The sequence below is a fragment of the Streptomyces sp. NPDC007983 genome (assembly GCF_042958345.1).
GTDB lineage: Bacteria > Actinomycetota > Actinomycetes > Streptomycetales > Streptomycetaceae > Streptomyces.
In genome coordinates this window covers 45,418-70,736 of the sequence record NZ_JBIBJI010000002.1, presented here as the reverse complement: position 1 = coordinate 70,736, position 25,319 = coordinate 45,418, and the positions used below count along the sequence as shown (strand labels likewise).

Sequence of the window (25,319 nt, the reverse complement as noted above, 5' to 3'; positions counted from 1 at the left end):
CGGGGCCGGGGCCGCACAAACCTGGGGCGCGGGCCGGACAGGGGGCTGCGCGCCGGGATCCCCCGTGGCGGGGCCCGGGCGGGGCCGCACAGGCCCGGGGCAGGGGGCTGCGCCCAAGGGTCGTCCGTAACGGGGCCGCAGCGGGCCCATCTCGGTGGGCAGGCCGGATCTCCGTAGCCGGGGGCCGGGGACTTGTCCCCGGTTCGGGAAGGGGCGGGGTGGGGAACAGAACCGGGCCGCTGCCGGAGGTATTGACACCACATCAGGCCACCCATACCGTCCACGCAACCGCTTCCGAGAATTATCGGGCTACTTCCGGAAGGCACGTGATGCGCATACCTCGGTCAAGGTCATCTCTCCGTGCGACGGGCCTCGCGGCGGCAGCCGCGCTCGTGTTGGGGGGAACGCTCAGCGGCTGCGGAAGCAGTGGGCCCGGAGGGTCGGGCAGTGGGGAGATCAGCGTCTGGGTCTACCAGGACCCCTCGACCAAGGTGCAGCGCCAGGTCGTCGAGCGGTTCAACAAGACCTCGAAGATCAAGGTCAAGCTCACCCAGGTGCCGGGCGACGGCTATTCGGACAAGCTGCGCACCTCCATGGGCACGCCCAACGCCCCCGACGTGTTCTTCAACTGGGGCGGCGGCAGCATCAGCGAGTTCGTCGAGAAGGACATGCTGCTGGACCTCGACCCCGCGATGAAGAAGGACCCGTCGCTGCGGAAGGGCTTCATCCCGTCGATCCTCGACGCGGGCGCCGTCGACGGAAAGCACTACGGCATCCCGATGCGCGGAATGCAGCCGGTGATCCTCTTCTACAACAAGGACGTGTTCAAGAAGGCGGGCGCCGAGCCGCCCACGTCGTGGAACGACATCCTCAAGCTCATCGGCACCTTCAAGGGCAAGGGCGTCACCCCGTTCGTCGTGGCCGGTACCGACCCGTGGACCGAGCTGATGTGGGTGGAGTACCTGGTGGACCGCTACGGCGGGGCCGGGGTGTTCAAGAAGATCCAGAGCGAGGGCAAGGACGCCTGGGGCGACCCGGCGGTGCTGAAGGCGGCGCAGGCCGTCAAGGACCTGGTGGACCGGGGCGCGTTCGGCAAGAACTACAAGTCGGTCAACTACACGGCGGACGGCGCGTCCACGTACTTCGCCAAGGGCAAGGCCGCGATGCATCTGATGGGCAGCTGGGAGTACGCCAACCAGAAGACCAATCAGCCCGCGTTCGCCAAGTCGGGCCTCGGCTGGACGACCTTCCCGGCCGTCCCCGGCGGCACCGGCGACCCCAAGAACGTGGTCGGCAACCCGACCAACTACTGGTCGATCAGCGGAAAGCTCAAGGGCAAGAAGCAGCAGGCGGCGATCGACTTCGTGAAGTTCGCGGCCAAGCAGGACTACGCCAAGGCGCTGATCGCCAACGGCGACGTTCCCACGACCTCCGACGCGTCGTCGCTGCTGAACGGGCACGAGAACCCCACGTACGCGAAGTTCCAGTACGACATGGTGCGTGCGGCCCCGGACTTCACGCTCTCCTGGGACCAGGCGCTGCCCGCCAAGTACACCCCGCCCCTGCACACCAACGTCCAGAAGCTGTTCAACGGCCAGCTCAGCCCGGCGGCGTTCGTGGACGCCATGAAGGGCATGTGATGGCGGACACCGCCACCAGACACAAGGCGGACACCGCCACCAGACACAAGAACGTGGGGCGGCCCAGCGCCGTCTGGGCCCTGCCCGGCGCCCTGTTCTTCGTCTTCTTCGCCGTCGCCCCCATGGTCCTCGTCGGCGCGCTGGCCTTCACCGACTGGGACGGCATCGGCACCCCGCAGTGGGCGGGCCTGAGCAACTGGACCCGGCTGTGGGACGACCCCGAGACCCACCAGGCCATCCGGCTCAGCCTCGTCCTCACCGTGCTGACCTGGCTGGTCCAGACCCCGCTGGCGCTGCTGCTCGGGGTCTGGGCGGCGGGCCGGCAGCGCAACCGGGCCGTGCTGTCGGCGATCTTCTTCCTGCCGCTGCTGGGCTCGTCCGTCGCGCTCGCGCTGGTCTGGAAGTCGCTGCTGGACCCGAACTTCGGCCTGATCGCCGACATCGGCCCGGCCCTGGGGTTCGAGGACGGCGATCTGCTGGGCAGTTCCACGGGCGCGTTCGGCGCGATCCTCTTCGTCACCGCGTGGCAGTTCATCCCGCTGCACACGCTGATCTACCAGGGCGGCGCCCGGGCCGTCCCGCGCTCGCTCTACGACGCGGCGGCGATCGACGGCGCCGGCACCGTACGGCAGTTCTTCTCGGTCACCCTGCCGCAGCTGCGGAACACCATCGTCACCTCATCGGTGATCATGGTGGTGGGCGCGCTGACCTTCTTCGACACGGTCCTGATCCTCACCAAGGGCGGCCCCGGCAGCGACACCACGATCATGCCGTATCTGATGTACAAGAACGGCTTCCAGGCGTTCGACCTCGGCTACGCGAGCGCCGTCGCGACCATCCTGGTCGTCGTGGCCACCACCGTCTCCCTGCTGCTGGTACGGCTCACCGGCTTCACCGCGATGCGCAGCACCCGGGAGGGCATGTGACGGACGTCCTGCACGGCCACCCCCGAGACGGCGTCCACACGCCGAAAAGGACCCCGGTGGCGTCTCGCCCCCGCCGGCGCCGCCGGGGTCCGTCCCGCCGCAACTACCCTGCCGGGCTCGGCGCGCTCATCTGGCTGGTCATCGTCGGACTGCCGCTGTACGTGCTGGTCGCGGCCACCTTCCAGACCCGTAACGGCTACATCGACGACGGCCCGCTGGCCCTGCCCGACCACCCCACGCTCGCCAACTACCGGCGGGTGCTCAGCTCCGGTTTCGTCCACTACCTCCTGAACACCGCGCTGGTCACGGCCGTCTGCGCGGCGCTCGTGATCGTGCTGTCGGTGACCGTCGGCTACAGCATCGTCCGCACCCGCAGCCGTGTCTCCCGCCGGATCTTCCAGATCTTCCTGCTCGGGCTCGCGATCCCCTCCCAAGCGGTGATCATCCCGATCTATCTGGTCATCACCAAGCTGCGTCTGTACGACACCCTGCTGGCGGTCATCCTGCCGACGGCCGCCTTCTCCCTCCCGGTCAGCGTGCTGATCCTGGTGGGCACGATGCGCGACATCGACGAGGAGATGTACGAGTCGATGGCGCTGGACGGCGCGAGCCCGACCCGGGTGCTGCTCCAGCTGGTCGTCCCGCTGTCCCGGTCCGGGATCTCCACGGTCGGGGTGATGTCCGCGCTGCACGCCTGGAACGGGTTCCTCTTCCCGCTGATCCTCACCCAGTCCAAGAGCAACCGGCTGCTGACGCTGGGCCTGTACGACTATGTCGGCGAGTTCCGGGTGGACACCCCGGCGCTGCTCACCGCGGTCGTGCTGTCCATCGTCCCGATCTTCCTCGTGTATCTGTTCGCGCGGCGCCAGCTGATCAACGGCCTGATGGGCGTGGGCGGCAAGTAGACCGTCCGCACACCCGCCGCTCACCACAAGGAGCTTCATGCCTCACCCCTGGCAGGACACCTCCCTCCCCGCCGAGGACCGCGCGGACGATCTGCTCTCCCTCATGACGCTGGAGGAGAAGCTCGCCCAGCTGTACAGCGTGTGGCCGGGTTCGGAGACCGAGGAGGGCGAGGACGTCGCCCCGCTGCAGCACGAGGTGGCGCAGGACGTGGACCTCGACGGCCTCCTCCCGCACGGCCTCGGCCAGCTGACCCGTCCGTTCGGCACGGCTCCCGTGGACCCCGCCGAGGGCGCCGCCGCGCTCGCCCGCACCCAGGCCCGTATCACCGCGGCGAACCGCTTCGGGATTCCGGCGCTCGTCCACGAGGAGTGCCTGACCGGCTTCACCGCCTGGCACGCCACCGTCTTCCCCACCCCGCTCGCCTGGGGCGCGTCGTTCGACCCGGCGCTGGTGGAGCGGGCCGCCGGACTCATCGGCGGCTCGATGCGGTCGGTCGGCGTGCACCAGGGGCTCTCGCCCGTGCTGGACGTGGTGCGGGACGCGCGCTGGGGGCGTACGGAGGAGTCGATCGGCGAGGATCCGTACCTGGTCGCGACCGTGGGCACCGCGTACGTCCGCGGGCTCGAATCCGCCGGGATCATCGCCACGCTCAAGCACTTCGCGGGCTACTCGGCCTCGCGGGGCGCCCGTAACCACGCGCCGGTCTCGATCGGCCCGCGGGAGCTGGCGGAGGTGATCCTTCCGCCGTTCGAGATGGCGCTGCGGGACGGCGGCGCCCGCTCGGTGATGCACTCCTACAACGACCTCGACGGCGTCCCCTCCGCCGCCAACCCCTGGCTGCTGACCGAACTGCTGCGGGAGCGGTGGGGCTTCACCGGCACCGTCGTCGCCGACTACTTCGGCGTCTCCTTCCTGGAGCTCGCCCACCGCGTCGCCGACTCCCCCGGGCGCGCCGCCGCCCTCGCCCTCGCTGCGGGCGTGGACGTCGAACTTCCGGCCGTCCGCTGCTACGGCACCCCGCTGCGGGACGCCGTACGGGCCGGGGAGGTGCCGGAGGGGCTGGTCGACCGGGCGGTGCGGCGGGTGCTCACCCAGAAGTGCGAGCTGGGGCTGCTGGATCCGCACTGGTCACCGGAGCCGCCCGCGTCCGCGACGGCGCCGGTCGACCTCGATCCGCCCGCGATGCGGGCCGTCGCACGGCAGCTGGCCGAGGAGTCCGTGGTGCTGCTCGCCAACGACGGGGATGTGCTGCCGCTGGCGCCCGCCGCCCGCGTCGCCGTCGTGGGACCGCTCGCCGACGACCCGGCCGCGATGCTCGGCTGCTACACCTTCCCCCGCCACGTCGGCATCGAACACCCCGAGCTGCCCATGGGCGTCGAGGTGCCGACGCTGCTCGCCGCGCTCCGCGCCGAGCTGCCCGACGCGCGGATCAGCCACGCCGAGGGGTGCGCGTCGCCCGGCCCCGCCGCCCAGGCCGGGTCCGGTTCGGCGGGGGCGGCGGCGCTCACCGCCGAGAGCCGGCTGGCGCAGGCGGCGCGGATGGCGGCGGACGCCGAGGTGTGCGTGGCCGTGCTCGGCGACCACTCCGGGCTCTTCGGCCGCGGCACCTCGGGCGAGGGATGCGACGCCGCCGACCTCGAACTCCCCGGTGAGCAGGGCGCGTTGCTCGACACCCTGCTGGCCACCGGCACGCCCGTGGTGCTGGTGCTGCTCACCGGCCGCCCCTACGCCCTCGGCCGCTGGTCGGGGCTGCTGGCCGCCACCGTGCAGGCGTTCTTCCCCGGCGAGGAGGGCGGCCCGGCGGTGGCCGGGGTGCTGGGCGGGCGCGTCAGCCCGTCCGGGCGGCTGCCGGTGAGCGTGCCGTACGCGCCGGGCGGCCAGCCCTGGACGTATCTGCAACCCCCGCTCGGCCACCGCAACGATGCCAGCACCGTCGACCCGACCCCGCTGTTCCCCTTCGGCCACGGGCTGACGTACACCTCGTTCGCCTGGGAGCGGCCGGAGACCGACACCGCCGAGGTGCCGACCGACGGCGAGACGACGGTACGGCTGACCGTGCGCAACACCGGCGACCGGGCCGGGACCGAGGTGGTGCAGCTGTATCTGCACGACCCGGTGGCCCGCACCGTCCGCCCGGTGGCGCGGCTGGTCGGCTACACCCGGGTGCCGCTGGGCCCGGGCGAGTCGGCCGAGGTGCACTTCACCTTCCACGCCGACCTCGCCTCGTATCCGGTGGACCAGGACGGCACCCGGATCGTGGAACCGGGCGCGCTGGAGCTGCGGTTGGCGTCCTCCAGCGCCGACGCCGACGTACGCCACACCGTCCCCCTGACGCTGACCGGGCCCGAGCGCCGGGTGGACCACCGGCGGCGGCTGGTGTGCGAGGCGCGCGTGAAGTAGCCCCCCGGCCGGGCCCGGGCCGTCAGCGCGGGCCCTCCCCCGCCTCCACCCGCGCCCAGCCTTCCGCGAACAGCTCGGGCAGCGTGCGGGTGGGCAGCGGAAGCGGATCCTCCACGCGTCCGTCGTAGCCGAGCCGCAGTCCGTGGAGGTCCGCCTTCCACACCTCCATCGGCTGATGGGGCTTCTTGGGCGCGGGCGCCCAGCCGCCGGGCAGGAAGAGCTGGCGCCCGGCGCGGGCCCGCTTGTCCTCGACCGCCAGCCCGCGGCCGACGAGCGCGGCGGCGGCCTCCTGGTGGCGGGCGGCCGTCCAGCCGTTCCAGGTGCGGACGCCGCGGTCGGCCGGCCGGGGCAGGACCAGGAGCTGGAGGTAGAGGACCGCCGGGTCCTGGTCGAGGCCCAGCTTCCCGGCCACCGACGACACGACGCCGGGGGCCGAGGCCGCTGGATCCGTCTCGTATCGCCCGGCGGGCAGCGCCGCGGAGGCGATCCGGTCGACGATGCGTGCGCAGACCGGACCGCGCAGCCACTCCACGGTCTCCAGCTCACGGCGGCCGACCCCGGGCGCGGACGCCGCCGACAGCCGCTTGGAGCGCTCGTCGTCCCCGTAGAGCGCCGGGCGGAAGTACAGACGGGTGCTGTCCCGGTAGCCGCGGCGGTCGATCATGCCCTCGGCACCCACGGTGAGCCCGTCGTCCACCGTGGCGACGTCCAGCCGCTCCGGCCCGGCGTACGGGCGCCCGCCGAACACCTCGCGCAGCTCCGTGATCGGTTCGTCCCCGGTGTGGCGGAAGTAGCCCGCGTCCAGCAGCAGCCCCGGGTGGTTGAGCCGCTCCTTCAGCAACGCGACGAAGCGGGGCACCCCGTCCCGGACCGGATCACCGGCGGGCAGCTCGGCGTAGGCCCAGGGGAGGCCGGGGACGGCGCCGCTCAGCAGCTCCCGGAACCGCACGATGTCCCACCGCTCGTCGGCCGCGGAGCATCCGTAGTCGGTCCTCCGGAGCCAGGTGTCGAGGTCGGCGCGGAGCGTGGACTCCCCGGCCGGGTCGGTGAACGCGGCGCAGAAGCGGCCCGCCGTCAGCGGGAACGGCCCCCGCTCGACGACCGCGCTCAGGGTGCGCTCCGGCACCACGGTCCGCCGCCCGTACCGCGCCCGCCACGCCTGGGCGATGCGCTCGGCCACGGTCCGCATCCCGCCCGGCTCCCACAGGTCGGCCGGGTCGTCCGGCAGGACGTCCGCCAGCAGCTCCAGCCGGTCCGCCGCACCGACCCGCCCCAACTCGCTGTGGGCGTCCTCGGCTTCGGCCGTCTTCAGGCGCAGCGTCGCCCGCTCGTCGGCGTCGAGGGTCGGGCGGTGGCTCAGGCTGACCATCCCGGCCAGCACGAGCGATGCCGTCGCCCTGCCCAGCCCCGTACCGTCCCTGAGCAGGTCCACCGCCTCCCGGTCCCATGGCGCGGGCCCCCGCTCCCGGACCAGCGTCACCAGCCGCCGCAGCTGCTCCGCGCTCCCCCAGCCGCGCGGCACCTCGGCGACCTCCTCGATCTCCCCGAGGCTCGGCGGATCCGCGTCCCCGGTGCGCAGATCGACGAACCGGCGCCGCCGGTCCCTGCGCCACCCCACGACGACGGCCGCCCCGCGCCCGTCGCGGACCGCCGCCGACTCGGTGACCACGATCCCGGTACGCAGCCGGGCCGACGGATCGGCGAACGGGGTCTCCGCCCACATCTCCAGCAGCGCCAGCTGCCGCTGCCGCCGCTCGTCCCGCGTGGGCGCGGACGCGGCCCGCAGCGCGACGGCCCCGATCCGCCCGATGAACCGCGCCCAGGACCCCTCACCGGCTGTCCCGGGCCCTTCCCCCGGCTCCGCCGGATCCCACTCGCCGCGCAGATAGGCCCCGGTCCGCTCGATGCTGCCGAGCGCCCCCGCGTCCCAGTGGCCCGTGCCGTCGATGAGCCCCGCCAGCGCGTGCACCAGCCAGCGGTCATCCAGAGCGGCCCACGCACGCGCGTCCGTCATCGGTCCTCCCCCGTTCGCTCGCGTTCTCGGTAGATCTTCCCCCATGGGTCCGACAGCGGGCCGCCCCGCCCGGGGGCGGTGGCCTCGCACCTTCGCGGCCGCGCGCTTAGGCTGTCGCCCCGAGCGACGGCTACCGGCGCGTAGCGCAGTGCCACCTCAGACCGCGAAGGAGCGCGTGATGAAGGGCTGGACCGCGAGCGACATCCCCGACCAGACCGGCCGCACGGCCGTGGTGACCGGTGCCAACAGCGGCCTCGGTTATGTCACCGCCCGCGAACTGGCACGGCGCGGCGCCCATGTGGTGCTCGCGTGCCGGGACACGGGGCGCGGCAAGGACGCCGAGGAGCGGATCCGCGCCCAGGCGCCGGGCGCGGTGGTGCGGGTGGCGCCGCTGGACCTGGCGGACCTGGCGTCCGTACGGGCCTTCGCGGCCGAGTACGAGGGCGACCGGCTCGACCTGCTGATCAACAACGCGGGGGTGATGGCCCTCCCGTACCGCAGGACCGCCGACGGCTTCGAGATGCAGTTCGGCGTCAACCACCTCGGCCACTTCGCGCTCACCGGCCTGCTGCTGCCGAAGCTGCTGGAGGCAGGGGCGGGCGCCCGGGTGGTCACCGTGTCCAGCTTCATGCACCTGCTGGGCACGGTCGATCCGGCCGACCTGTCCATGCACCGCGGATACCGGCGCTGGGCCGCCTACGCCCGCTCCAAGAGCGCCAACCTCCTCTTCACCCACGAACTGGCCCGCCGCCTGTGCAGCGCGGGCGCTCCCCTGGTGGCGGCCGCCGCCCACCCCGGCTACGCCTCGACCAACCTCCAGACGGCGGCGGCGAAGATGGAGGGCCGCCGGGGCACCGAGCGGTTCATGGAAATCGGCAACCGCTTCTTCGCCCAGCCCCCGGAGCGCGGCGCCCTCCCCACCCTCTACGCGGCGACCGCCCCCGACGTCCGGCAGGACGACTACTTCGGCCCGCCCCTCCAGGGCCTCCGCCCCGGCGCCCCCACCCGTTCGACCCGCGCCAAGTGGACCCGCAGCGACAAGGCGGCACGGCAGCTGTGGGCGGCCTCGGAACACCTCACGGGCGTGCGGTACGCGGCCCTGGCGTGAGCCGCCATGATGCCGGGGCATCGGGTAATGTGGCCGTCACCCGTACGCACCAAGGAGGTGAGACCCATCAACGCCAGTTCAGGCTGGGTGCTCTCGCCTCAGGACCGTGCACACACGGGATAGCTGACCGCCGGGAGCGTCCTCAAGGGATTCCGAAAGGCTTCCAGGCTCCCCATGTCGGCTTCATCTTCGCTCATCAGCTTTTCCACCGTCGTCACCAGGCTCCGCGCCGCCGGGTGTGTGTTCGCCGAGGACGAGGCGCGGTTGATCCTCACCACCTCTCGCACCGCCGCCGAAACAGACGCCATGGTCGACCGGCGCGCCGCCGGGCTTCCGCTGGAACACGTCCTGGGCTGGGCGGAGTTCCGGGGGCTGCGGATATCCGTCGACGCCGGGGTGTTCGTGCCGCGCCGGCGTACCGAGTTCCTGGTCGAGCGGGCGGCCGCGCTGGCGCGGGCCGGGGCGGTGGTGGTGGATCTGTGTTGCGGGTCGGGCGCGTTGGGGGCCGCGCTGGTGGCGGAGCTGGGGGGGCGGGCCGAGTGGTACGCGGCCGACATCGACCCGGCCGCGGTGCGCTGCGCCCGCCGCAATGTGGAGCCCGCGGGCGGCACGGTGTACGAGGGCGATCTGTACGAGCCGCTGCCCGCCGCGCTGCGCGGCCGGGTCGATGTGCTGCTGGCCAACGTGCCGTACGTCCCCACCGAGGAGGTCGGGCTGCTGCCGCCGGAGGCGCGGGTCCATGAGGCGCGGGTGGCGCTGGACGGGGGCGCGGACGGGCTGGACGTGCTGCGCCGGGTGACCGCCGGGGCGCCGGAGTGGCTGGCGCCGGGCGGCAGCCTGCTGTTCGAGACGAGCGAACGGCAGGCGTCGCGCGCGCTCGAGATCGTCGCCGCTGACGGGCTCACCCCACGGGTGGTGGTGTGTGAGGAGCGGGAGGCGACGGTCGTGATCGGGACCCGCTGAGCCCGTCGGCCCGGGCGCCGGGTCAGGCCTCGATGCGCTCCACCCGGTCGATGAGCAGCGCGTACGCCACCAGCCCCACGGCGACGACGATGCCGATGTAGCCGAGCGCCCAGGTGAAGGAGCCCGTCGCGTCGACGATGAAGCCGATGACGAGCGGAGTGAGGACACCGCCCGCGTTGGCCATGAAGTTGAAGACGCCGCCGCCGGTGCCGGTGAGCCGCCGCGGGACGGAGTCCGCGAAGAGCGCCCAGCTGTTCTGCATCAGCCCCTGGGCGAAGAACGCGATCGACATGAAGGTGATCACGAGTGGAGCGGAGTCGGTGAAGTTCGCGCAGACGATGATCGAGGCGAGTACGAAGCCGATCATCACCGGAAGCTTGCGGGCGACCGTGCGGGACCGGCCGTTGTTCAGCATCCGGTCCGACCAGGCGCCGCCCGCCAGCGTGCCGATCAGCGCCGCGAGATAGGGCGCGGAGGCCCAGAACCCGGCCTTGATGATGCCCATCCCCTTCTCCTCCACCAGATAGCTGGGGAACCAGGTGAGGAAGAAGAAGAGGACGGAGGCGCTGGCGAACTGGCCGATGTACATGCCCCACAGCCGCTTGTTGGTGAACAGCACCCGCAAATCGGCGCCCAGGGTGGAGAGTTCCGCCTCCGACGCCCTCTCCGCGGCGTCGGACGGCTCCCGCCCGTCGGGCTGCTGGATGTGGGCCAGCTCCGCGACGCTGACCTTCGGGCTCTGCTCGGGACGGTCGTACACCCGGCGGAACCAGACGACGGAGAACAGCAGCCCGACCGCCCCGGTGACCAGGAACACCGAGCGCCAGCCGAAGTGCACGGTGAGCAGAGACAGGACGGGCGCGGCGACCGCGAGCCCGATGTACTCGCCGGAGGTGTACGTGGCGGTGGCCCGGCCCCGCTCGTTGCCCGGGAACCAGTTGACGACCAGCCGGTTGTTGGACGGGAACGCCGGTGCCTCGAAGGCGCCGAGCGCGACCCGGATCCCGACCAGCGAGCCGAAGCCGCGCGAGAGGGTCACGGCGGCGGTCGCGAGCGACCAGCCGACCAGGGCGTACCCGAACGCCAGCTTGGCGCCGGCCTTGTCGATGAGCCGGCCGGTGGGGATCTGCAGCAGCAGATAGGCCCAGCCGAAGGAGGACAGCAGGATGCCCTGCTGGGTGGCGGTGAGGTGGAGGTCGTCCTTGATGTGCGGGAGGGCGACCGAGAGGTTCGTGCGGTCCAGGTAGTTGATCGCGGTGATGACGAAGAGGGAGGTGAGCAGCCCGTAGCGGGCCCGGCTGACGGCCGGGCGGGCGGAGTCGGGGACGAGGGGCGGGGACGCGGCGGGGGCGGGCGTGCCGGTGGTGCTCATGGCGAGACTCCTTCGTCTCGGGACACAAAGAGTGGTGACGGGCGGCTCAGTCGGCCGCGGTGAGCGAGATCCAGGTCTTGCCCGCGCGCTCACGGGCCCCGCCGAACGCCTCCTGCGCGCGCTCCAGCGGGAAGCAGGCGTCGATCGAGGCGCCGGGCCGTACCGCGCCCGAGGCGATGTCGGCCAGGGCGGCGGTGAAGTCGCCGGGGTGGTCGTAGATGAGCGAGCCGCGGAGGGTGAGCTGTGCGCGGACGACCTGATCGAGGGTGAGCGGCAGCGGGTCGGCGCCCAGCCCGACCAGGACGAACGTGGCGCCCGGCGCCGTACGTCCCAGCGCGGCGCGCAGCGCGGGCTCGGCGCCGGAGGACTCGAAGACGTACCCGAATCCGTCCTCGCCCTCGGCCGCCGCGCGGGCGCCCAGTTCCACGGCGCGCGCCAGGCGCGCCGGATGGGGTTCGACGACGGCGGGGCGTACGCCGATGGCCAGCAGCGCCTGGCAGAGCAGCAGCCCCTGGGCGCCCGCGCCGACGACGAGGGTCTTGTCGTCGGCGGTGACGCCCCCGCGGCGTACGGCGGTACGGGCCACCGTGTACGGCTCGGCGCAGGCCAGGTCGACGGCGCGGGCGGACGCCGGGACCGGGTGGACGAAGGGGGCGGGGACGGCGACGCGCTCGGCGAGGAGGCCGGGTGCGTTCATGCCCACGATGGTGCGCTTGGCGCAGGCGGAGGTGAGGCCGCGGGCGCAGTCGGGGCATTGGAGGCAGGCGTAGTTGGGTTCGATGACGACGCGGGTGCCGGGGGCGGGGGCCTCGGTGGCCCGGGCGCCGACGGCGGCGATCCGGCCGAAGCCTTCGTGGCCGACCACCCAGGGGAGGGCGGGGACCTGCCGCGTGCCGTCGAAGACGGCCAGGTCGGAACCGCAGATCCCCATGCCGTCGAGCTGGACGAGGACGTCGTGGGGGCCGCATAGGGGTTCCGGCCAGTCGTCGGCGATCCGGAGGCGGCGGGGTGCGGTGAGAACGGCTGCTTTCACCGTGACTCCTGACATTGGTCCGCTGTATGGACCCGGAGGTCCGAGTGACGGTGACGATAGGACGTATGCTGAGCATCGACAAGAGGTTGCGGACGAGTATCCGCGACGTGAAGCGGGCCCCGGCCCCCGGGTGCCGCTCCGACGTGCCCGAACGCCTCCGCCGCCACGGAAGCCGCTGGTCCGCGCAGCGGACCTGGGCCCATACTGGGGCCGTCGGCGGACCAGCCGGCGGACCGGTGCGAGGAGTGGCGGCATGGGCAAGGGCGCGGGGCCGGACGGCAACGGCGGCGGGGGCGGCGGGGAAAGCGGCGGCATGCGGACCGTCCAGCGGGCCATCGACATCCTCGGCCTCTTCAGCGAGCACCGCCCCGCCCTGTCCATCCGCCAGCTCGTCGAGGCCAGCGGGCTGCCGAAGACGACCGTCCTGCGCATCCTGCAGACCCTGCGCCTCAACGGACTGCTCTGGCTCGACGAACACGGCCGCTACACCGCCGGGCCCACCTTCCTGCGCTGGGTCCGCATGGCGGACCAGGGCTGGCGCCTGCCCGCCCCGGCCCGGCGGGCCCTGCGCGAGCTGGCCGCCGAGCACCGGGAGACGGTGCATCTGTACGTACGGCGCGATGTGCACCGCGTCTGCGTCGCCCAGGAGGAGGGGCCGCAGGCACTGCGCCACATCGTGCAGGTCGGGGACGAGCTGCCGCTGTGGGCGGGCGGCCCCTCCAAGGTCCTGCTCCTCGGCGCCGACGACGCCCTTCTGGAGCGGATCGCCGGCCGCTCCCCGAACGGCCCGGCCCACGCCGGGACGCTGCGCCGCTGGGCGGCGGAAACGACGCGCCAGGGGTACGCGGTGAGCCACGGCGAACACGAGGAGGGCCTGTCCTCGGTGGCCGTCCCCGTCCGTGGCCGGGGCGGCGAAGTGGTCGCGGCCCTCTCCTTCGGCGGCCCGTCGGCCCGCTTCACGCCGGAGCGGCTGCCGAGGTTCGTGACCTCGCTGGCGGGTGCGGCCCGTACGGTGGCGGGCGGTCTGGGCGCGCTCCCGACGGAGGGCTGACCAGGGGTTTCACGCCGCAGGGCCCGTGACCCCCGTAGGGTCCGTGGCTCCCGTAGAGCCCGCAGACCCTACGAGCGCAGCTCCTCCGCCGCGTCCGCCACCCGCCCGATCAGCCGGAGCAGCAGCTCCCGCTCGCCCTCGTCCAGCGGGGCCAGGAACACCCGGTTCATGCGGGCCGTCCGTGTCACCAGCTTCCGGTGCAGGCGCACGCCCTCGTCGGTCAGCTTGAGGACGTTGCGGCGCCCGTCGCGCGGGTCGCGGACCCGCTCCAGCAGCCCGCGGCGGCCGAGCCGGGCGACCACGTCGGCGATCGTGGAGCGATCCAGATGGACGTGTTCGCTCAGGGTGCGCTGGTCGATGTCCGGCTTCTCGACCAACGCGTTGAGCACCGCGAACTGCGGCGAGGTCGTCTCCTCGGAGACCATCGCGCCCCACAGCAGCGAATGCGCCTGCTGGAGGCGACGGGCCAGATGCCCGGGGTGAGTGTTGAGGTCGACCGCACCCATGCCCTGACCTCCCCTGTTCGGAGCGTTTGGTTCGTGTACTGAACGATTCTGCCCTGTGGAAGGACCGGTGTCGAGCGGCGGACATTCGCCCTAGACTCCCTTGACGAGCACACTCAGCGATGGGAGTGTTCGGAATCGGCAAGAAAATAGTCAGTGCACTGAGCATTCCGAAACGGCGTGCGAACGTGTGCGATCACCGCGGAGTGACGATGGCCGACATCCGAAGCCTGCACGACGCCGTGGCGGACCTCATCCACGACGGGGACACCGTCGCGATGGAGGGTTTCACCCACCTGATCCCGTACGCCGCCGCGCACGAGGTCATCCGCCAGGGCATCACCGACCTCACCCTCGTCCGCATGACCCCCGACGTCGTCTACGACCAGCTGATCGGCGCCGGACTCGTCCGCAAGCTGGTCTTCTCCTGGGGCGGAAACCCCGGCGTCGGCTCACTGCACCGCTTCCGCGACGCCGTCGAGAACGGCTGGCCCCGGCCCCTGGAGCTGGACGAGCACAGCCACGCGGGCATGGCCAACCGCTATGTGGCGGGGGCGTCCAAGCTGCCGTTCGCCGTGCTGCGCGGCTACCGAGGCAGCGACATCCCGGCCCGTACGGACACCATCTCCACCGTCACCTGCCCCTTCACCGGTGAGGAGCTGGCCGCCGTCGCCGCGCTCAACCCGGACGTCACCGTGATCCACGCCCAGCAGGCCGACCGCGCGGGCAACGTCCAGCTGTGGGGGCTGACCGGGGTGCAGAAGGAGGCAGCACTCGCCGCCGAGCGGGTGCTGGTGACGGTCGAGGAGATCGTCGAGGAGCTGGCGCCGCGGCCGGGCGGGATCGTCCTGCCGACCTGGGTGATCGACGCGGTCTCCGTCGTCCCCGGCGGGGCGCACCCCTCATACGCCACCGGGTACTCGGTGCGCGACAACGGCTTCTACCAGGCGTGGGACCCGATCGCCCGGGACCGCGAGGCGTTCACGCAGTGGATCGAGGAGAACGTGCGTACCGAACGTACCGAAAAGGCTGCCGTGCGATGACCGAAACCCCCGCCAAGACCCCCGCCGAGGACTTCACCGAGGACTTCACCCGCGACGAGCTGATGGAGGTCAACGCCGCCCGCGCCCTCGCCGGGGCCCGGACCTGCTTCGTCGGCATCGGCCTCCCCAGCACCGCCGCCAACCTCGCCCGCGCCACCGTCAACCCCGGGCTGGTCCTCATCTACGAGTCCGGCACCATCGGCTCCAAGCCGACCCGGCTCCCGCTGTCCATCGGCGACGGCGAACTCGCGGAGACCGCCGACTCCGTCGTCCCGGTGCCCGAGATGTTCAACTACTGGCTGCAGGGCGGCCGGATCGACGTCGGCTTCCTCGGCGCCGCCCAGGTCGACCGCTACGCCAACATCAACACCACCGTCGTGGACCGCGGCCCGGACAAGCCCGAGGGGCGGCTGCCCGGCGCGGGCGGCGCCCCCGAAATCGCCTCCAACTGCGGCCGGGTGCTGATGGTGCTGCGCCACTCCACCCGCAACTTCGTGCGGCAACTGGACTTCGTGACCACCATGGGCCACGGCAGCGGTCCCGGCGACCGCACGAAGCTCGGCATGCCCGGCGCGGGCCCGGTCGCCGTCATCACCGACCTCGGCGTCCTGCGCCCCGACCCGGCCACCGCCGAGCTGGTGCTCACCGAGCTGCACCCGGGCGTCACCGTGGAGCGGGTGCGGGCCGCCACCGGCTGGGAGCTGACGGTCGCCGACACCGTGGGCACCACCGAGCCGCCGACCCCCGACGAACTGGCGGCGCTGCGCGCGCTCAAGGCCGCCGGGAAGGACTCCCGATGAACGCATCGCACGCCCTGCGTGACGTCTACATCGTCGACGCCGTCCGCACGCCGATCGGCAAGTACGGCGGCGCGCTCGCGGGCGTGCGCCCCGACGACCTCGCCGCCCACGTCGTCCGCGGCCTGGTCGCCCGTACGCCCGCGCTCGACCCGGCCCGTATCGACGACGTCTACTTCGGCAACGCCAACGGCGCGGGCGAGGACAACCGCGATGTCGCCCGCATGGCCGTCCTGCTGGCCGGGCTCCCCGTCACCGTGCCCGGCGCGACCGTCAACCGGCTGTGCGCCTCCGGTCTGGAGGCCGTGCTCCAGGCGGCCCGGGCCATCGCCACCGGCGACGCGCATATCGCGCTCGCGGGCGGCGTGGAGTCCATGTCGCGCGCCCCCTGGGTGCTGCAGAAGCCGGAGCGCGCCTTCCCCGCCGGGCATCAGCAGATGTACTCCACCACCCTCGGCTGGCGCATGACCAACCCCGACATGCCGCCCGAGTGGACCGTCGCCCTCGGTGAGGGCGCCGAACTGATCGCCGACAAGCACGGCATCACCCGCGAGGCGCAGGACGCGTTCGCGCTCGCCAGCCACGAGAAGGCGGCGCGGGCGTGGAAGGACGGCGCGTACGAGGCCGAGGTGCTGCCGTACCCGGACACCGATCTGCTCCGCGACGAAACCATCCGCGACACGACGTCGATGGAGTCGCTCGCCAAGCTCAAGCCCGCCTTCCGCAAGCCGGGCGGCACGGTCACCGCGGGCAACTCCTCCCCGCTCAACGACGGCGCCGCGGCCCTCCTCCTCGTCGACGACGAGGGCCTGAAGGCCACCGGACGTGAGCCCCTGGCCCGCATCGGCGCCTCCGCCGTCACCGGCATCGAACCGCAGTACTTCGGCCTCGGCCCCGTCGAGGCCGTACGCCGCGCGCTGGCCAAGGCGGGCCGCGGCTTCGACGGCCTGACCACCCTGGAGCTGAACGAGGCCTTCGCCGCCCAGGCGCTCGGCTGCCTCGCCGAATGGCCCGGCCTCGACCCCGCCCTGGTCAACCCGCGCGGCGGCGCCATCGCCATCGGCCACCCGCTCGGCGCCTCCGGCGCCCGCCTCGCCGGGGCCGTCGCCCACCAGCTGGCCGCGGCGGGCTCGGGCACGGGCGTGGCGTCCCTGTGCATCGGCGTCGGGCAGGGCCTCGCCCTCGTCCTCGAAAGGTAAGGCGCACGCTCCCCATGACACTCACGCAAGCCGATATCGACCGCGAACTCGCCGACAGCCGCGCCGCGTACGGCAAGGCACGCGCCGACGGCGCCCCCGCCGCCGACCACCCCGCGCGCGACTTCGCCCCGTACCGCAGCAGCCTGCTGCGCCACCCCAAGCAGCAGCTGGTCGCGGTGGAGGGCGACCCCGAGACCGTCGAGCTGCACACGCCCGTCTTCGGCCACACCGACATCACCGACATCGACAACGACCTCACCATCCAGCACCAGGGCGAACCGCTCGGCGAGCGCATCACCGTCTCCGGGCGGCTGCTGGACAGCCGCGGACGGCCGGTGCGCGGCCAGCTCATCGAGCTGTGGCAGGCCAACGCCGCCGGCCGCTACGCCCACCTCCGCGACCAGCACCCGGCGCCGCTGGACCCCAACTTCACCGGCGTCGGACGCACCCTGACCGGCGACGACGGCTCGTACCGCTTCACCACCATCAAGCCCGGCGCCTATCCATGGCGCAACCACGAGAACGCGTGGCGCCCCGCGCACCTCCACTTCTCCCTCTTCGGTACGGCGTTCACCCAGCGCCTCATCACCCAGATGTACTTCCCCGGCGACCCGCTCTTCGCCTACGACCCGATCCTGCAGTCCGTCACGGACGAATCGGCGCGGCAGCGGCTCGTGGCCACCTACGACCACGGGCTGTCCCAGCCGGAGTGGTCGCTGGGCTACCGCTGGGACATCGTGCTGGACGGGCCGTCGGCCACCTGGATCGAGGAAGGCCGCTGATGACCCAGCTCTCCCCCACCCCCTCCCACACCGTCGGCCCCTTCTACGGCTACGCGCTCCCCTTCCCCGGCGGCGGAGACCTCGCCCCCGCGGGGCACCCCGACGCCATCACCGTGCACGGCCACGTCCACGACGGCGCGGGCGCGCCCGTCCCGGACGCCCTGATCGAGCTGTGGCAGGCGGGTCCGGACGGCTCGCTGTCCGGCGCGCCGGGATCGATGCGCCGCGACCCGGTGACCGGCGGCTTCGCCGGGCGCAACGGCGTCGACTTCACCGGCTTCGGCCGCATCGCCACCGACGCCGACGGCCACTGGACGGCCCGTACGCTCCGCCCCGGCGCCCCCGCCCCGGCAGCCCCCTACATCAGCGTGTGCGTCCACGCCCGGGGGCTGCTGCACCACCTCTACACCCGCCTGTACTTCCCCGAGGACGGCCAGGCCCATGCCGCCGATCCGCTCCTCGCCGCGCTGGATCCGGCGCGCCGGGAGACCCTGGTGGCGACGGCTGAGCCGCAGCCGGGGACGTACCGCTTCGACATCCGCCTGCAGGGTGAGGGAGAGACGGTTTTCCTTGAGTTCAGGTGACGACGCGGGGCTGCTGACCCCCGTACGGGCCGGGTCCGCGGCCGAGGACGCCACCGGCGATACGGCGTTCCTCCAGGCCATGCTCGACGCCGAGGCCGCCCTCGCCCGGGCGCTGGCCCCGGCCGACGCGGCGGCCGTGGTGACGGGCGCGGCCCGCGCCGGGCTGTACGACGTGCGTGACCTCGCCCGGCGGGCCCGCTCCGGCGGCAACCCCGTCATCCCGCTGGTCGCCGACCTCACCGCGGCGGTGGCCCGTGACGACGGCGACGCCGCGGCGTACGTCCACCGGGGCGCCACCAGCCAGGACATCCTGGACACCGCCACCATGCTGGTCGCGGCCCGCACCCTGCCGCTGATCACCACCGACCTCGACCGCACGGCGGCGGAGCTGGCGCGGCTCGCCGCCACCCACCGCGCCACCCCCATGCCGGGCCGCACCCTCACCCAGCACGCCGTCCCCACCACCTTCGGGCTCAAGGCGGCGGGCTGGCGTGCCGTGGTTCTCGATGCCCGCGCCCGGCTCGCGGGGCTGCGCCCGGTGGCCCAACTGGGCGGCGCGGCAGGCACGTTGGCCGCCTTCGACGACGGCATCCCGCTGCTGGCCCGCTTCGCGGCGGAGACCGGGCTCGCCGAACCCGACCTGCCGTGGCACACCCTGCGCACACCCGTCGCCGACCTGGCGTCCGCGCTGGCTTTCACCACTGGCGCGCTGGGCAAAATGGCTGCCGACGTCCTGGTGTTGTCCCGTACGGAGATCGGCGAGGTGGCGGAGGGCACGGGCGGCGGCTCGTCCGCGATGCCGCACAAATCCAACCCGGTACGCGCCACCCTCATCGCCTCCGCCGCCCGCCAGGCCCCCGGGCTCGCCGCCACCCTGCTCGGCTCCCTCGCCGCCGAGGACGAACGCCCCGGTGGGGCGTGGCACGCGGAGTGGCAGCCGCTGCGGGATCTGCTGCGGCTCGCGGGCGGCGCCGCCCGGGACGCCGCGGAACTCGCCTCCGGCCTGCGGGTCTTCCCTGACCGCATGGCCGCGAACCTGGAGCTGACGGACGGCCTGATCGTCAGCGAACGCCTCATCGCGGCCCTCACCCCGGCGCTGGGCCGCGCGGGTGCGAAGCAGCGGCTGACGGAGGCGGCACGGTCCGAGAACGGCCTGGCCGAAGCCCTGTCGGACGTCCTCCCGCCGGACCGCCTACGCGAGTTGCTGACCCCCACCACCTACGTAGGCGCGGCCCCCACCCTGACAGACCGCGCCCTGACCCGCGATGCATAACGCCTGGGCGGCGGGCCTTTCCCCACCCCGCCCCTTCCCGAAACCGGGACTCCGCCCCGGACCCCGGGCGGGGGGGGCTCCGCCCCCAACACCCCGCCGGGGCGCTGTCCCCCACCCCGGCCCCCTTCCCGAACCGGGGGACGCCCCCGGGCCCCCGATGCGGGGTGGACGCGGGGCGCCCCGCACCGGGAGCTCCGCCCCCGGCCCCCCGCCGGGGCTCCGCCCCCGGACCCCGCTCCTCAAACGCCGGAGAGGCTGGGCGGTACCGCCCGGTTGTGGGCAATCGTTCCTCCCCCAGCTACCGCTGGGAGGTGCCCCCTGGCGGAACGGGTGGGCACAACCCACCCACCGGCCCGCACCCGGCCACGAACCCCCGGGCCCCATGCGCAGCGCGCACCCGAGACCCCGGCCCCAGCGGGCCGGGACCGCAGCGAGCCGGTGGGGCACGCGCCCACCGCACCCCGGGGTCCAGGGCCAGCGCCCATGGTTCGGGAAGGGGCGGGGTGGGGGCAAACACCGGTCGCAACCACCCACCCGCACAAGGAGAGCCACCCCGTGACCCACACCCCGCACCTCCACACCACCCTGGACGGCCCCACCACCGCACCACCCCTCATCCTCGGCCCCTCCATCGGCACATCCCTCGCCGTCTGGGAACCCCAACTCCCCGCCCTCGCCCGCACCCACCGCACCCTGCGCTGGGACCTCCCCGGCCACGGCGGCTCACTCGCGGCGCTCCTGCCCTCCGACGGCAGCGCCACCATCGCCGACCTCGCCGCGCTCGTGCTGCGAAGCGCCGACGCGCACGGCTGGGACCGCTTCGGCTACGCGGGGATCTCGATCGGCGGCGCCGTCGGACTGCACCTCGCCGCGCACCACCCCGACCGCATCGCGTCCCTCGCCGTCGTCTGCTCCTCGGCGCACTTCGCCGAGCCCTCCGTGTGGCGGGAGCGGGCGAAGCTCGTACGGGAGCAGGGGACGGAGGCGATGGTGGCGAGCCGGCCGGGGCTCTGGTTCTCGCCGGGGTTCGCCGACACGCCCCGCGGCCGCGCGCTGCTGCAGGATCTGCGCGACACCGACCGCGCGGGGTACGCCGCGTGCTGCGACATCCTCGCCGACTACGACGTACGCGATGTATTGCCGTCCATCACCGCCCCCACCCTGGTCGTGGCGGGCCGCGACGACCCGGCCACCCCTCCCCCGCACGCGCGCGAGATCGCGGACCGGATGCAGGGCGCGAGCCTGGTGGAGGTCGCCCACGCGGCCCACCTGGCAGGCGTGGAGTGCCCGGAGACAGTGACCTCCGCGCTGGTCACCCACCTCGCGAACACGACCACCACCGAGGCGGCCACGGACGACGCCTCCCGGCACGCCGCCGGAATGGCCGTCCGCCGCGCCGTCCTCGGCGACGCGCACGTGGACCGCGCAGTGGCCCGTACGACCCCGTTCACCGCCCGTTTCCAGGACTTCATCACCCGCTACGCGTGGGGCGAGATCTGGACCGGGGACGGTCTGGACCGCCGGATGCGCAGCGCCATCACCCTCACCGCGCTCATCGCGCACGGCCATGACACCGAGCTGGCCATGCACGTCCGGTCCGCGCTCACCAACGGCCTGACGCGCGACGAGATCGGCGAGGTGCTGCTGCAGAGCGCGATCTACTGCGGCGTCCCTGCGGCCAACTCCGCGTTCGCCACCGCCCAACGCGTCTTCGACGAGATCGACAAGGAGCGCGGCAGCGGCAGTTGATATACGGCCGCAACCCACCTGTCGTAATTCCGCCCCATCGTTGATCGTTGTTCATACGGCGAGGCGGAGACGAGGCATCGAGGGGGCGGACATGTCCATCAGCCGTAGGAGACTGCTCGGCACCGGCGGCGGGCTCGTCCTGGCCGGGGCGACGGCCGCCGGATGCGGGTCCAACACGGGGCGCGACGGGGACGACACGGGCGGGAAGCCGGTCCTGTCGCAGTGGTACCACCAGTACGGCGAACCGGGCACCGAGCAGGCGGTGAAGCGGTACGCGGACGCCTTCGACGACGCACGGGTCGAGGTGCAGTGGCGGCCGGGCAACTACGACCAGCAGACGGCCGCCGCGCTGCTCACGGACTCCGGCCCGGACGTCTTCGAGGTCAACGGGCCCACCCTGGACCAGATCCAGGGCGGCCAGGTGGTCGATCTGACGGACCTCCTCAAGGAGGCGAAGGACGACATCAACCCGGCCGTGCTCGCCCCGAAGACGTACGACGGCAAGATCTGGGCCATCCCGCAAGTCGTGGACATGCAGCTGCTCTACTACCGCACGAGCATGCTGAAGGACGCCGGGGTGGAGCCGCCCCGGACCCTGGACGCGCTGGTGGACGCGGCGAAGAAGCTGACCACTGGAGACGTCAAGGGGCTGTTCCTGGGCAACGACGGCGGCCCGGGCGTCCTCGGCGGCACCCCGCTGAACGCCGCCGGTCTGGAGCTGATCACCGAGGACGGCAAGGTCGGCTTCGACGACCCGGCCGCCGCCCGCGCGCTCGGCAAGCTGCGCCAGCTGTACGCGGAGAAGTCGCTGCTGCTGGGGGCGCCGTCGGACTGGTCGGATCCGGCCGCGTTCACGCAGGGGCTGACGGCCATGCAGTGGTCGGGGCTGTGGGCGCTGCCGCAGGTGAAGAAGGCGCTGGGGGACGACTTCGGGGTGCTGCCGTTCCCCAAGGAGGGCGCGCACGGGAGGCCCGCGGTGCCGGTCGGGGCGTACGGGGCGGCGGTGAGCGCGCGCAGCGGGCACAAGGGGCTGGCGAAGGCCTATGTGAAGTGGCTGTGGGTGGAGAAGACGGAGTATCAGGAGGACTTCGCGCTCACCTACGGCTTCCACATCCCGGCCCGGATGTCGCTCGCGCAGAAGGCCGCCAAGCTGCGTCAGGGCGCGGCGGGCGAAGCGGTGCGGTACGCCACCGAGCACGGCCACGCCGAGCCGCTGCTGTGGACGCCGGCGAGCAAGGTCGCGTACCAGGACGCGCTGAGCCGCGTCATCAAGGGCGGCGCGAACCCGGAGAGCGAGCTGCGGTCGGTGGTCCGCAAGACGGCCGCTGAGCTGCGCCGCGTACAGAAGAAGAGCTGATGCGGGGCCGTCAGGACCGCACGCTCTGGTTCTGGGTGTTCGTCGGCCCGTTCGTCCTCGGCCTGACGCTCTTCACGTACGTCCCCCTCGTCTGGAGCGCCTACCTCAGCTTCTTCGACGCGCACAACACGGTCTCGCCGACCCGCTTCGTCGGGCTGGACAACTACACGGCGATGCTGCGCGACGACGCGTTCACCGGCAGCCTGGTGACGTTCCTGGTCTTCACGGCCTTCATCGTCCCGGCGACGTACGTGCTCTCGCTCTCCCTCGCGCTGATGGTGAACCGGCTGCCCCGGGCGCAGGCGTTCTTCCGGTCGGTGTTCTTCCTGCCGGTGGCGTGCAGCTATGTGGTGGCGGCGCTGATCTGGAAGATGTCGCTCTTCAACGGGGTGCGGTTCGGGCTGGCCAACACGGTGCTCGGCTGGTTCGGCGCCGATCAGATCGCCTGGCTGTCGACCACCGATCCGCCCTGGTACTGGCTGGTGATCGTCACCGTGCGGCTGTGGCTCCAGGCGGGCTTCTACATGGTGCTGTTCCTGGCCGGGCTGCAGCGCGTCTCGCCGCGGCTGTACGAGGCGGCCGCCGTGGACGGGGCCCGCCCGGGGTGGCAGGTGTTCCGGCACATCACCTTTCCGCAGCTGCGGGCGACGTCGGTCGCGGTGGTGCTGCTGCTGGTGATCAACGCGTTCCAGGCGTTCGACGAGTTCTACAACCTGCTGGCCGACTCGCGCGGCTATCCGCCGTACGCCCGCCCGCCGCTGGTCTACCTCTACTACACGGCCCTCGGTCAGGGGCAGAACCTGGGCCTGGGCAGCGCGGGCGCGGTGATCCTGGCGCTGATCATCGCGGTGGTGACGGTGATCCAGGCGCGCTGGTTCGGCCTGGGCCGGAAGGAGGACTGATGCCCCCTCGCCAGAAGACGCGTAACACGCGGGACGTACGGGACGCCCTGGTCGGCGTGGGGCGCGCGGTGCGGCTGGTGCTGCTGATCGCCCTCGCGCTGCTGTTCCTGATCCCGTTCTATCTCCTCGTACGCAACGGCCTGTCCAGCGAGGCGGACATCACCGCGCCCGGCTGGACGTTCTTCCCGAGCGAGCTGCACTGGTCGAACGTCACCGAACTGTTCGACGACCCCAATGTGCCGATGGCGCACGCGCTGCTCAACTCCTCCCTGATCGCCGTCCTCACCACCCTCGGTACCGTGCTGCTCGCCTCCCTCGCCGGGTACGGGTTGGCCCGCATCCCGTACGCTCACGCCGACGCCGTCTTCTACTGGATCCTGGGCACCCTCATGGTCCCGGCCGCGGTCACCTTCGTACCGAGCTTCGTGCTGGTCAGCTCGCTCGGCTGGATCTCCACGCTGCGCGGTCTCGTCGTACCGACGCTGTTCAGCGCGGTCGCGGCGTTCATCTTCCGCCAGTACTTCCTGGGCTTCCCGAGGGAGCTGGAGGACGCGGCGCGGGTGGACGGGCTCGGCTACTGGCGTACGTACTGGCAGGTCGTGGTGCCGAACGCGCGGCCGGTCTTCGCGGCGGTCGGCACGATCGTCTTCATCGGCGCCTGGAACGCGTTCCTGTGGCCACTGGTCATCGGCCAGGACCGGGAGGCGTGGACGGTCCAGGTCGCGCTGTCGACGTTCACCACGGCGCAGAGCGTCAATCTGCACGAGCTGTTCGTGGCGGCCGCGGTGTCGATCGTGCCGCTGCTGGTCGTCTTCCTCTTCCTCCAGCGCTACATCGTCGCGGGCGTCGAGCGCACCGGCATCGACGACTGAGATTCACCGGACGGCGTCGGCCCGTAACGCCGCAGCCAGACCTCGGTCTGGGACAGATGGGCGGTCGCGGCCGCGGCGGCGGCCGCCGGGTCGTGCGCGGCCACGGCATTGATGAGCGCCTCGTGCCCGAGGTCGCTGGCCAGCCGGATGGTGTCGGCCTCGGCGGCGCCGTAGATGCTGTAGTGGCTGCCGCGTGCGCGCAGGACGTCGATGAGCGCGGCCAGCGCCTCGTTGCCGCCCGCCGCGCACAGCGTCGCGTGGAACTCGCGGTCCAGGGCGTGCCGTTCGGCCTCGGCGTCGGACTCCGCCAGCCGCTTCTGCAGCTCGCGCAGGCGGGCCACGACCTGCTCGTCGGCGCGGGCCGCGGCGAGCGCGGCGGCCTGCGCCTCCAGGGGGCGGCGTACGTCGAACAGCTCCAGCAGCCCGTCCAGGGGGAGGACGTCGACGGTCGCGGCGAACCCGGCCAGCATCTGCCCGGGGCGCAGCGCCGAGACGAAGGTGCCCGCGCCATGGCGGGACTCCAGCATCCCGAGGGCGGCGAGCGCGCGCACGGCCTCGCGGAGCGAGCCGCGTGAGACGCCGAGCCGGGCGCACAGCTCGGGCTCGGCGGGGAGCTGCGCGCCGGGGGCCAGCTCCCCGCGGGCGATCATGCCGCGCAGTCCGTCGGCCGCCGCGTTGGTTGCCGCCATCGGTCTCACCCTTCCCAGGAGTCATCTGATGACTCGATGTCATCGCGCGATGCCGTTACTGCCATTTTACGCAGGGGGCCTGTTCACGGCGGCCTTCCGCCTCTACGGTTCCCCACAGCGCAATCAAAGTCATCGGACAAGTCATCGGACAACTAT

22 protein-coding genes are annotated in these 25,319 nt (G+C 72.8%); 17 read left to right on the top strand and 5 right to left on the bottom strand.

What is annotated here, in order from left to right; all coding sequences use genetic code 11:
• Window positions 1-329: 329 nt before the first annotated feature.
• From ACFZCY_RS05060 to ACFZCY_RS05045, 4 genes are read left to right on the top strand one after another with little or no spacing between them, the layout of a single operon-like run.
• Window positions 330-1,640 (top strand): extracellular solute-binding protein, encoded by a 1,311-nt coding sequence (locus ACFZCY_RS05060; RefSeq protein ID WP_391169526.1) that lies wholly within the window; start codon window positions 330-332, stop codon window positions 1,638-1,640.
• Window positions 1,640-2,566 carry an ABC transporter permease subunit gene (locus ACFZCY_RS05055; protein ID WP_391169525.1) on the top strand — a complete coding sequence of 309 codons (927 nt, stop codon included), beginning with the start codon at window positions 1,640-1,642 and terminating at the stop codon, window positions 2,564-2,566. The genes ACFZCY_RS05060 and ACFZCY_RS05055 overlap by 1 nt, the downstream gene beginning before the upstream one ends.
• Window positions 2,567-2,622: 56 nt before the next feature.
• A complete protein-coding gene (locus tag ACFZCY_RS05050) occupies window positions 2,623-3,471 on the top strand; it encodes an ABC transporter permease subunit (RefSeq protein WP_391169523.1) in 849 nt (282 codons plus the stop codon).
• Window positions 3,472-3,508: 37 nt separating this feature from the next.
• Entirely contained in the window at window positions 3,509-5,872 is a 2,364-nt protein-coding gene (locus ACFZCY_RS05045) for a glycoside hydrolase family 3 N-terminal domain-containing protein (protein WP_391169522.1), read from the top strand.
• A 22-nt stretch (window positions 5,873-5,894) separates the two neighbouring features.
• Here the strand turns inward: ACFZCY_RS05045 and ACFZCY_RS05040 are convergent, their stop codons facing one another.
• A complete protein-coding gene (locus ACFZCY_RS05040) occupies window positions 5,895-7,886 on the bottom strand; it encodes a hypothetical protein (protein ID WP_391169521.1) in 1,992 nt (663 codons plus the stop codon).
• 178 nt (window positions 7,887-8,064) lie between these two features.
• On the opposite strand from ACFZCY_RS05040, the gene ACFZCY_RS05035 reads away from it, so the two are divergent.
• Together ACFZCY_RS05035 and ACFZCY_RS05030 are read left to right on the top strand one after the other, a co-directional pair.
• Window positions 8,065-8,994 carry an oxidoreductase gene (locus ACFZCY_RS05035; RefSeq protein WP_391169519.1) on the top strand — a complete coding sequence of 310 codons (930 nt, stop codon included), beginning with the start codon at window positions 8,065-8,067 and terminating at the stop codon, window positions 8,992-8,994.
• Between the two features lie 174 nt (window positions 8,995-9,168).
• The gene (locus ACFZCY_RS05030) at window positions 9,169-9,957 is read left to right on the top strand and encodes a putative protein N(5)-glutamine methyltransferase (RefSeq protein WP_391169518.1); all 789 of its coding nucleotides are present in this window, start codon (window positions 9,169-9,171) and stop codon (window positions 9,955-9,957) included.
• Window positions 9,958-9,979: 22 nt separating this feature from the next.
• Here the strand turns inward: ACFZCY_RS05030 and ACFZCY_RS05025 are convergent, their stop codons facing one another.
• A complete protein-coding gene (locus ACFZCY_RS05025; protein ID WP_391169516.1) occupies window positions 9,980-11,329 on the bottom strand; it encodes an MFS transporter in 1,350 nt (449 codons plus the stop codon).
• A gap of 46 nt (window positions 11,330-11,375) precedes the next feature.
• On the bottom strand, window positions 11,376-12,362 hold the full coding sequence (locus tag ACFZCY_RS05020) for an alcohol dehydrogenase catalytic domain-containing protein (RefSeq protein WP_391169515.1): 987 nt from the start codon (window positions 12,360-12,362) through the stop codon (window positions 11,376-11,378).
• 253 nt (window positions 12,363-12,615) lie between these two features.
• On the opposite strand from ACFZCY_RS05020, the gene ACFZCY_RS05015 reads away from it, so the two are divergent.
• Window positions 12,616-13,413: an IclR family transcriptional regulator C-terminal domain-containing protein gene (locus ACFZCY_RS05015; RefSeq protein ID WP_391169514.1), complete on the top strand. Its 798-nt coding sequence runs from the start codon at window positions 12,616-12,618 to the stop codon at window positions 13,411-13,413.
• A gap of 68 nt (window positions 13,414-13,481) precedes the next feature.
• Here the strand turns inward: ACFZCY_RS05015 and ACFZCY_RS05010 are convergent, their stop codons facing one another.
• Window positions 13,482-13,919: a MarR family transcriptional regulator gene (locus tag ACFZCY_RS05010; RefSeq protein WP_391169512.1), complete on the bottom strand. Its 438-nt coding sequence runs from the start codon at window positions 13,917-13,919 to the stop codon at window positions 13,482-13,484.
• Between the two features lie 209 nt (window positions 13,920-14,128).
• On the opposite strand from ACFZCY_RS05010, the gene ACFZCY_RS05005 reads away from it, so the two are divergent.
• The 10 genes from ACFZCY_RS05005 (at window position 14,129) to ACFZCY_RS04960 (ending at window position 24,474) form a co-directional block, all read left to right on the top strand.
• Window positions 14,129-14,959, top strand: a complete 831-nt coding sequence (locus ACFZCY_RS05005) for a CoA-transferase (RefSeq protein WP_391169510.1) — start codon at window positions 14,129-14,131, stop codon at window positions 14,957-14,959.
• The gene (locus ACFZCY_RS05000) at window positions 14,956-15,759 is read left to right on the top strand and encodes a CoA-transferase (protein ID WP_391169509.1); all 804 of its coding nucleotides are present in this window, start codon (window positions 14,956-14,958) and stop codon (window positions 15,757-15,759) included. The genes ACFZCY_RS05005 and ACFZCY_RS05000 overlap by 4 nt, the downstream gene beginning before the upstream one ends.
• Entirely contained in the window at window positions 15,756-16,955 is a 1,200-nt protein-coding gene (locus tag ACFZCY_RS04995; protein ID WP_391169508.1) for an acetyl-CoA C-acyltransferase, read from the top strand. The genes ACFZCY_RS05000 and ACFZCY_RS04995 overlap by 4 nt, the downstream gene beginning before the upstream one ends.
• Window positions 16,956-16,969: 14 nt before the next feature.
• Window positions 16,970-17,737, top strand: a complete 768-nt coding sequence (gene pcaH, locus ACFZCY_RS04990; protein WP_391169506.1) for a protocatechuate 3,4-dioxygenase subunit beta — start codon at window positions 16,970-16,972, stop codon at window positions 17,735-17,737.
• Window positions 17,737-18,321, top strand: a complete 585-nt coding sequence (gene pcaG, locus ACFZCY_RS04985; protein ID WP_391169504.1) for a protocatechuate 3,4-dioxygenase subunit alpha — start codon at window positions 17,737-17,739, stop codon at window positions 18,319-18,321. Before pcaH ends, pcaG begins: the two co-directional genes overlap by 1 nt.
• The gene (gene pcaB, locus ACFZCY_RS04980) at window positions 18,308-19,594 is read left to right on the top strand and encodes a 3-carboxy-cis,cis-muconate cycloisomerase (RefSeq protein ID WP_391169503.1); all 1,287 of its coding nucleotides are present in this window, start codon (window positions 18,308-18,310) and stop codon (window positions 19,592-19,594) included. The genes pcaG and pcaB overlap by 14 nt, the downstream gene beginning before the upstream one ends.
• A 555-nt stretch (window positions 19,595-20,149) precedes the next feature.
• Complete coding sequence (gene pcaC / locus ACFZCY_RS04975; protein WP_391169502.1) at window positions 20,150-21,343, top strand: 4-carboxymuconolactone decarboxylase; 1,194 nt, start codon at window positions 20,150-20,152, stop codon at window positions 21,341-21,343.
• A gap of 91 nt (window positions 21,344-21,434) precedes the next feature.
• Window positions 21,435-22,700, top strand: a complete 1,266-nt coding sequence (locus ACFZCY_RS04970) for an extracellular solute-binding protein (RefSeq protein WP_391169501.1) — start codon at window positions 21,435-21,437, stop codon at window positions 22,698-22,700.
• Window positions 22,700-23,602 carry an ABC transporter permease subunit gene (locus ACFZCY_RS04965; RefSeq protein WP_391169499.1) on the top strand — a complete coding sequence of 301 codons (903 nt, stop codon included), beginning with the start codon at window positions 22,700-22,702 and terminating at the stop codon, window positions 23,600-23,602. Before ACFZCY_RS04970 ends, ACFZCY_RS04965 begins: the two co-directional genes overlap by 1 nt.
• Complete coding sequence (locus ACFZCY_RS04960) at window positions 23,602-24,474, top strand: ABC transporter permease subunit (RefSeq protein ID WP_391169498.1); 873 nt, start codon at window positions 23,602-23,604, stop codon at window positions 24,472-24,474. Before ACFZCY_RS04965 ends, ACFZCY_RS04960 begins: the two co-directional genes overlap by 1 nt.
• Here the strand turns inward: ACFZCY_RS04960 and ACFZCY_RS04955 are convergent.
• A complete protein-coding gene (locus tag ACFZCY_RS04955; protein ID WP_391169497.1) occupies window positions 24,432-25,163 on the bottom strand; it encodes an FCD domain-containing protein in 732 nt (243 codons plus the stop codon). The genes ACFZCY_RS04960 and ACFZCY_RS04955 overlap by 43 nt on opposite strands.
• Window positions 25,164-25,319 lie beyond the last annotated feature (156 nt).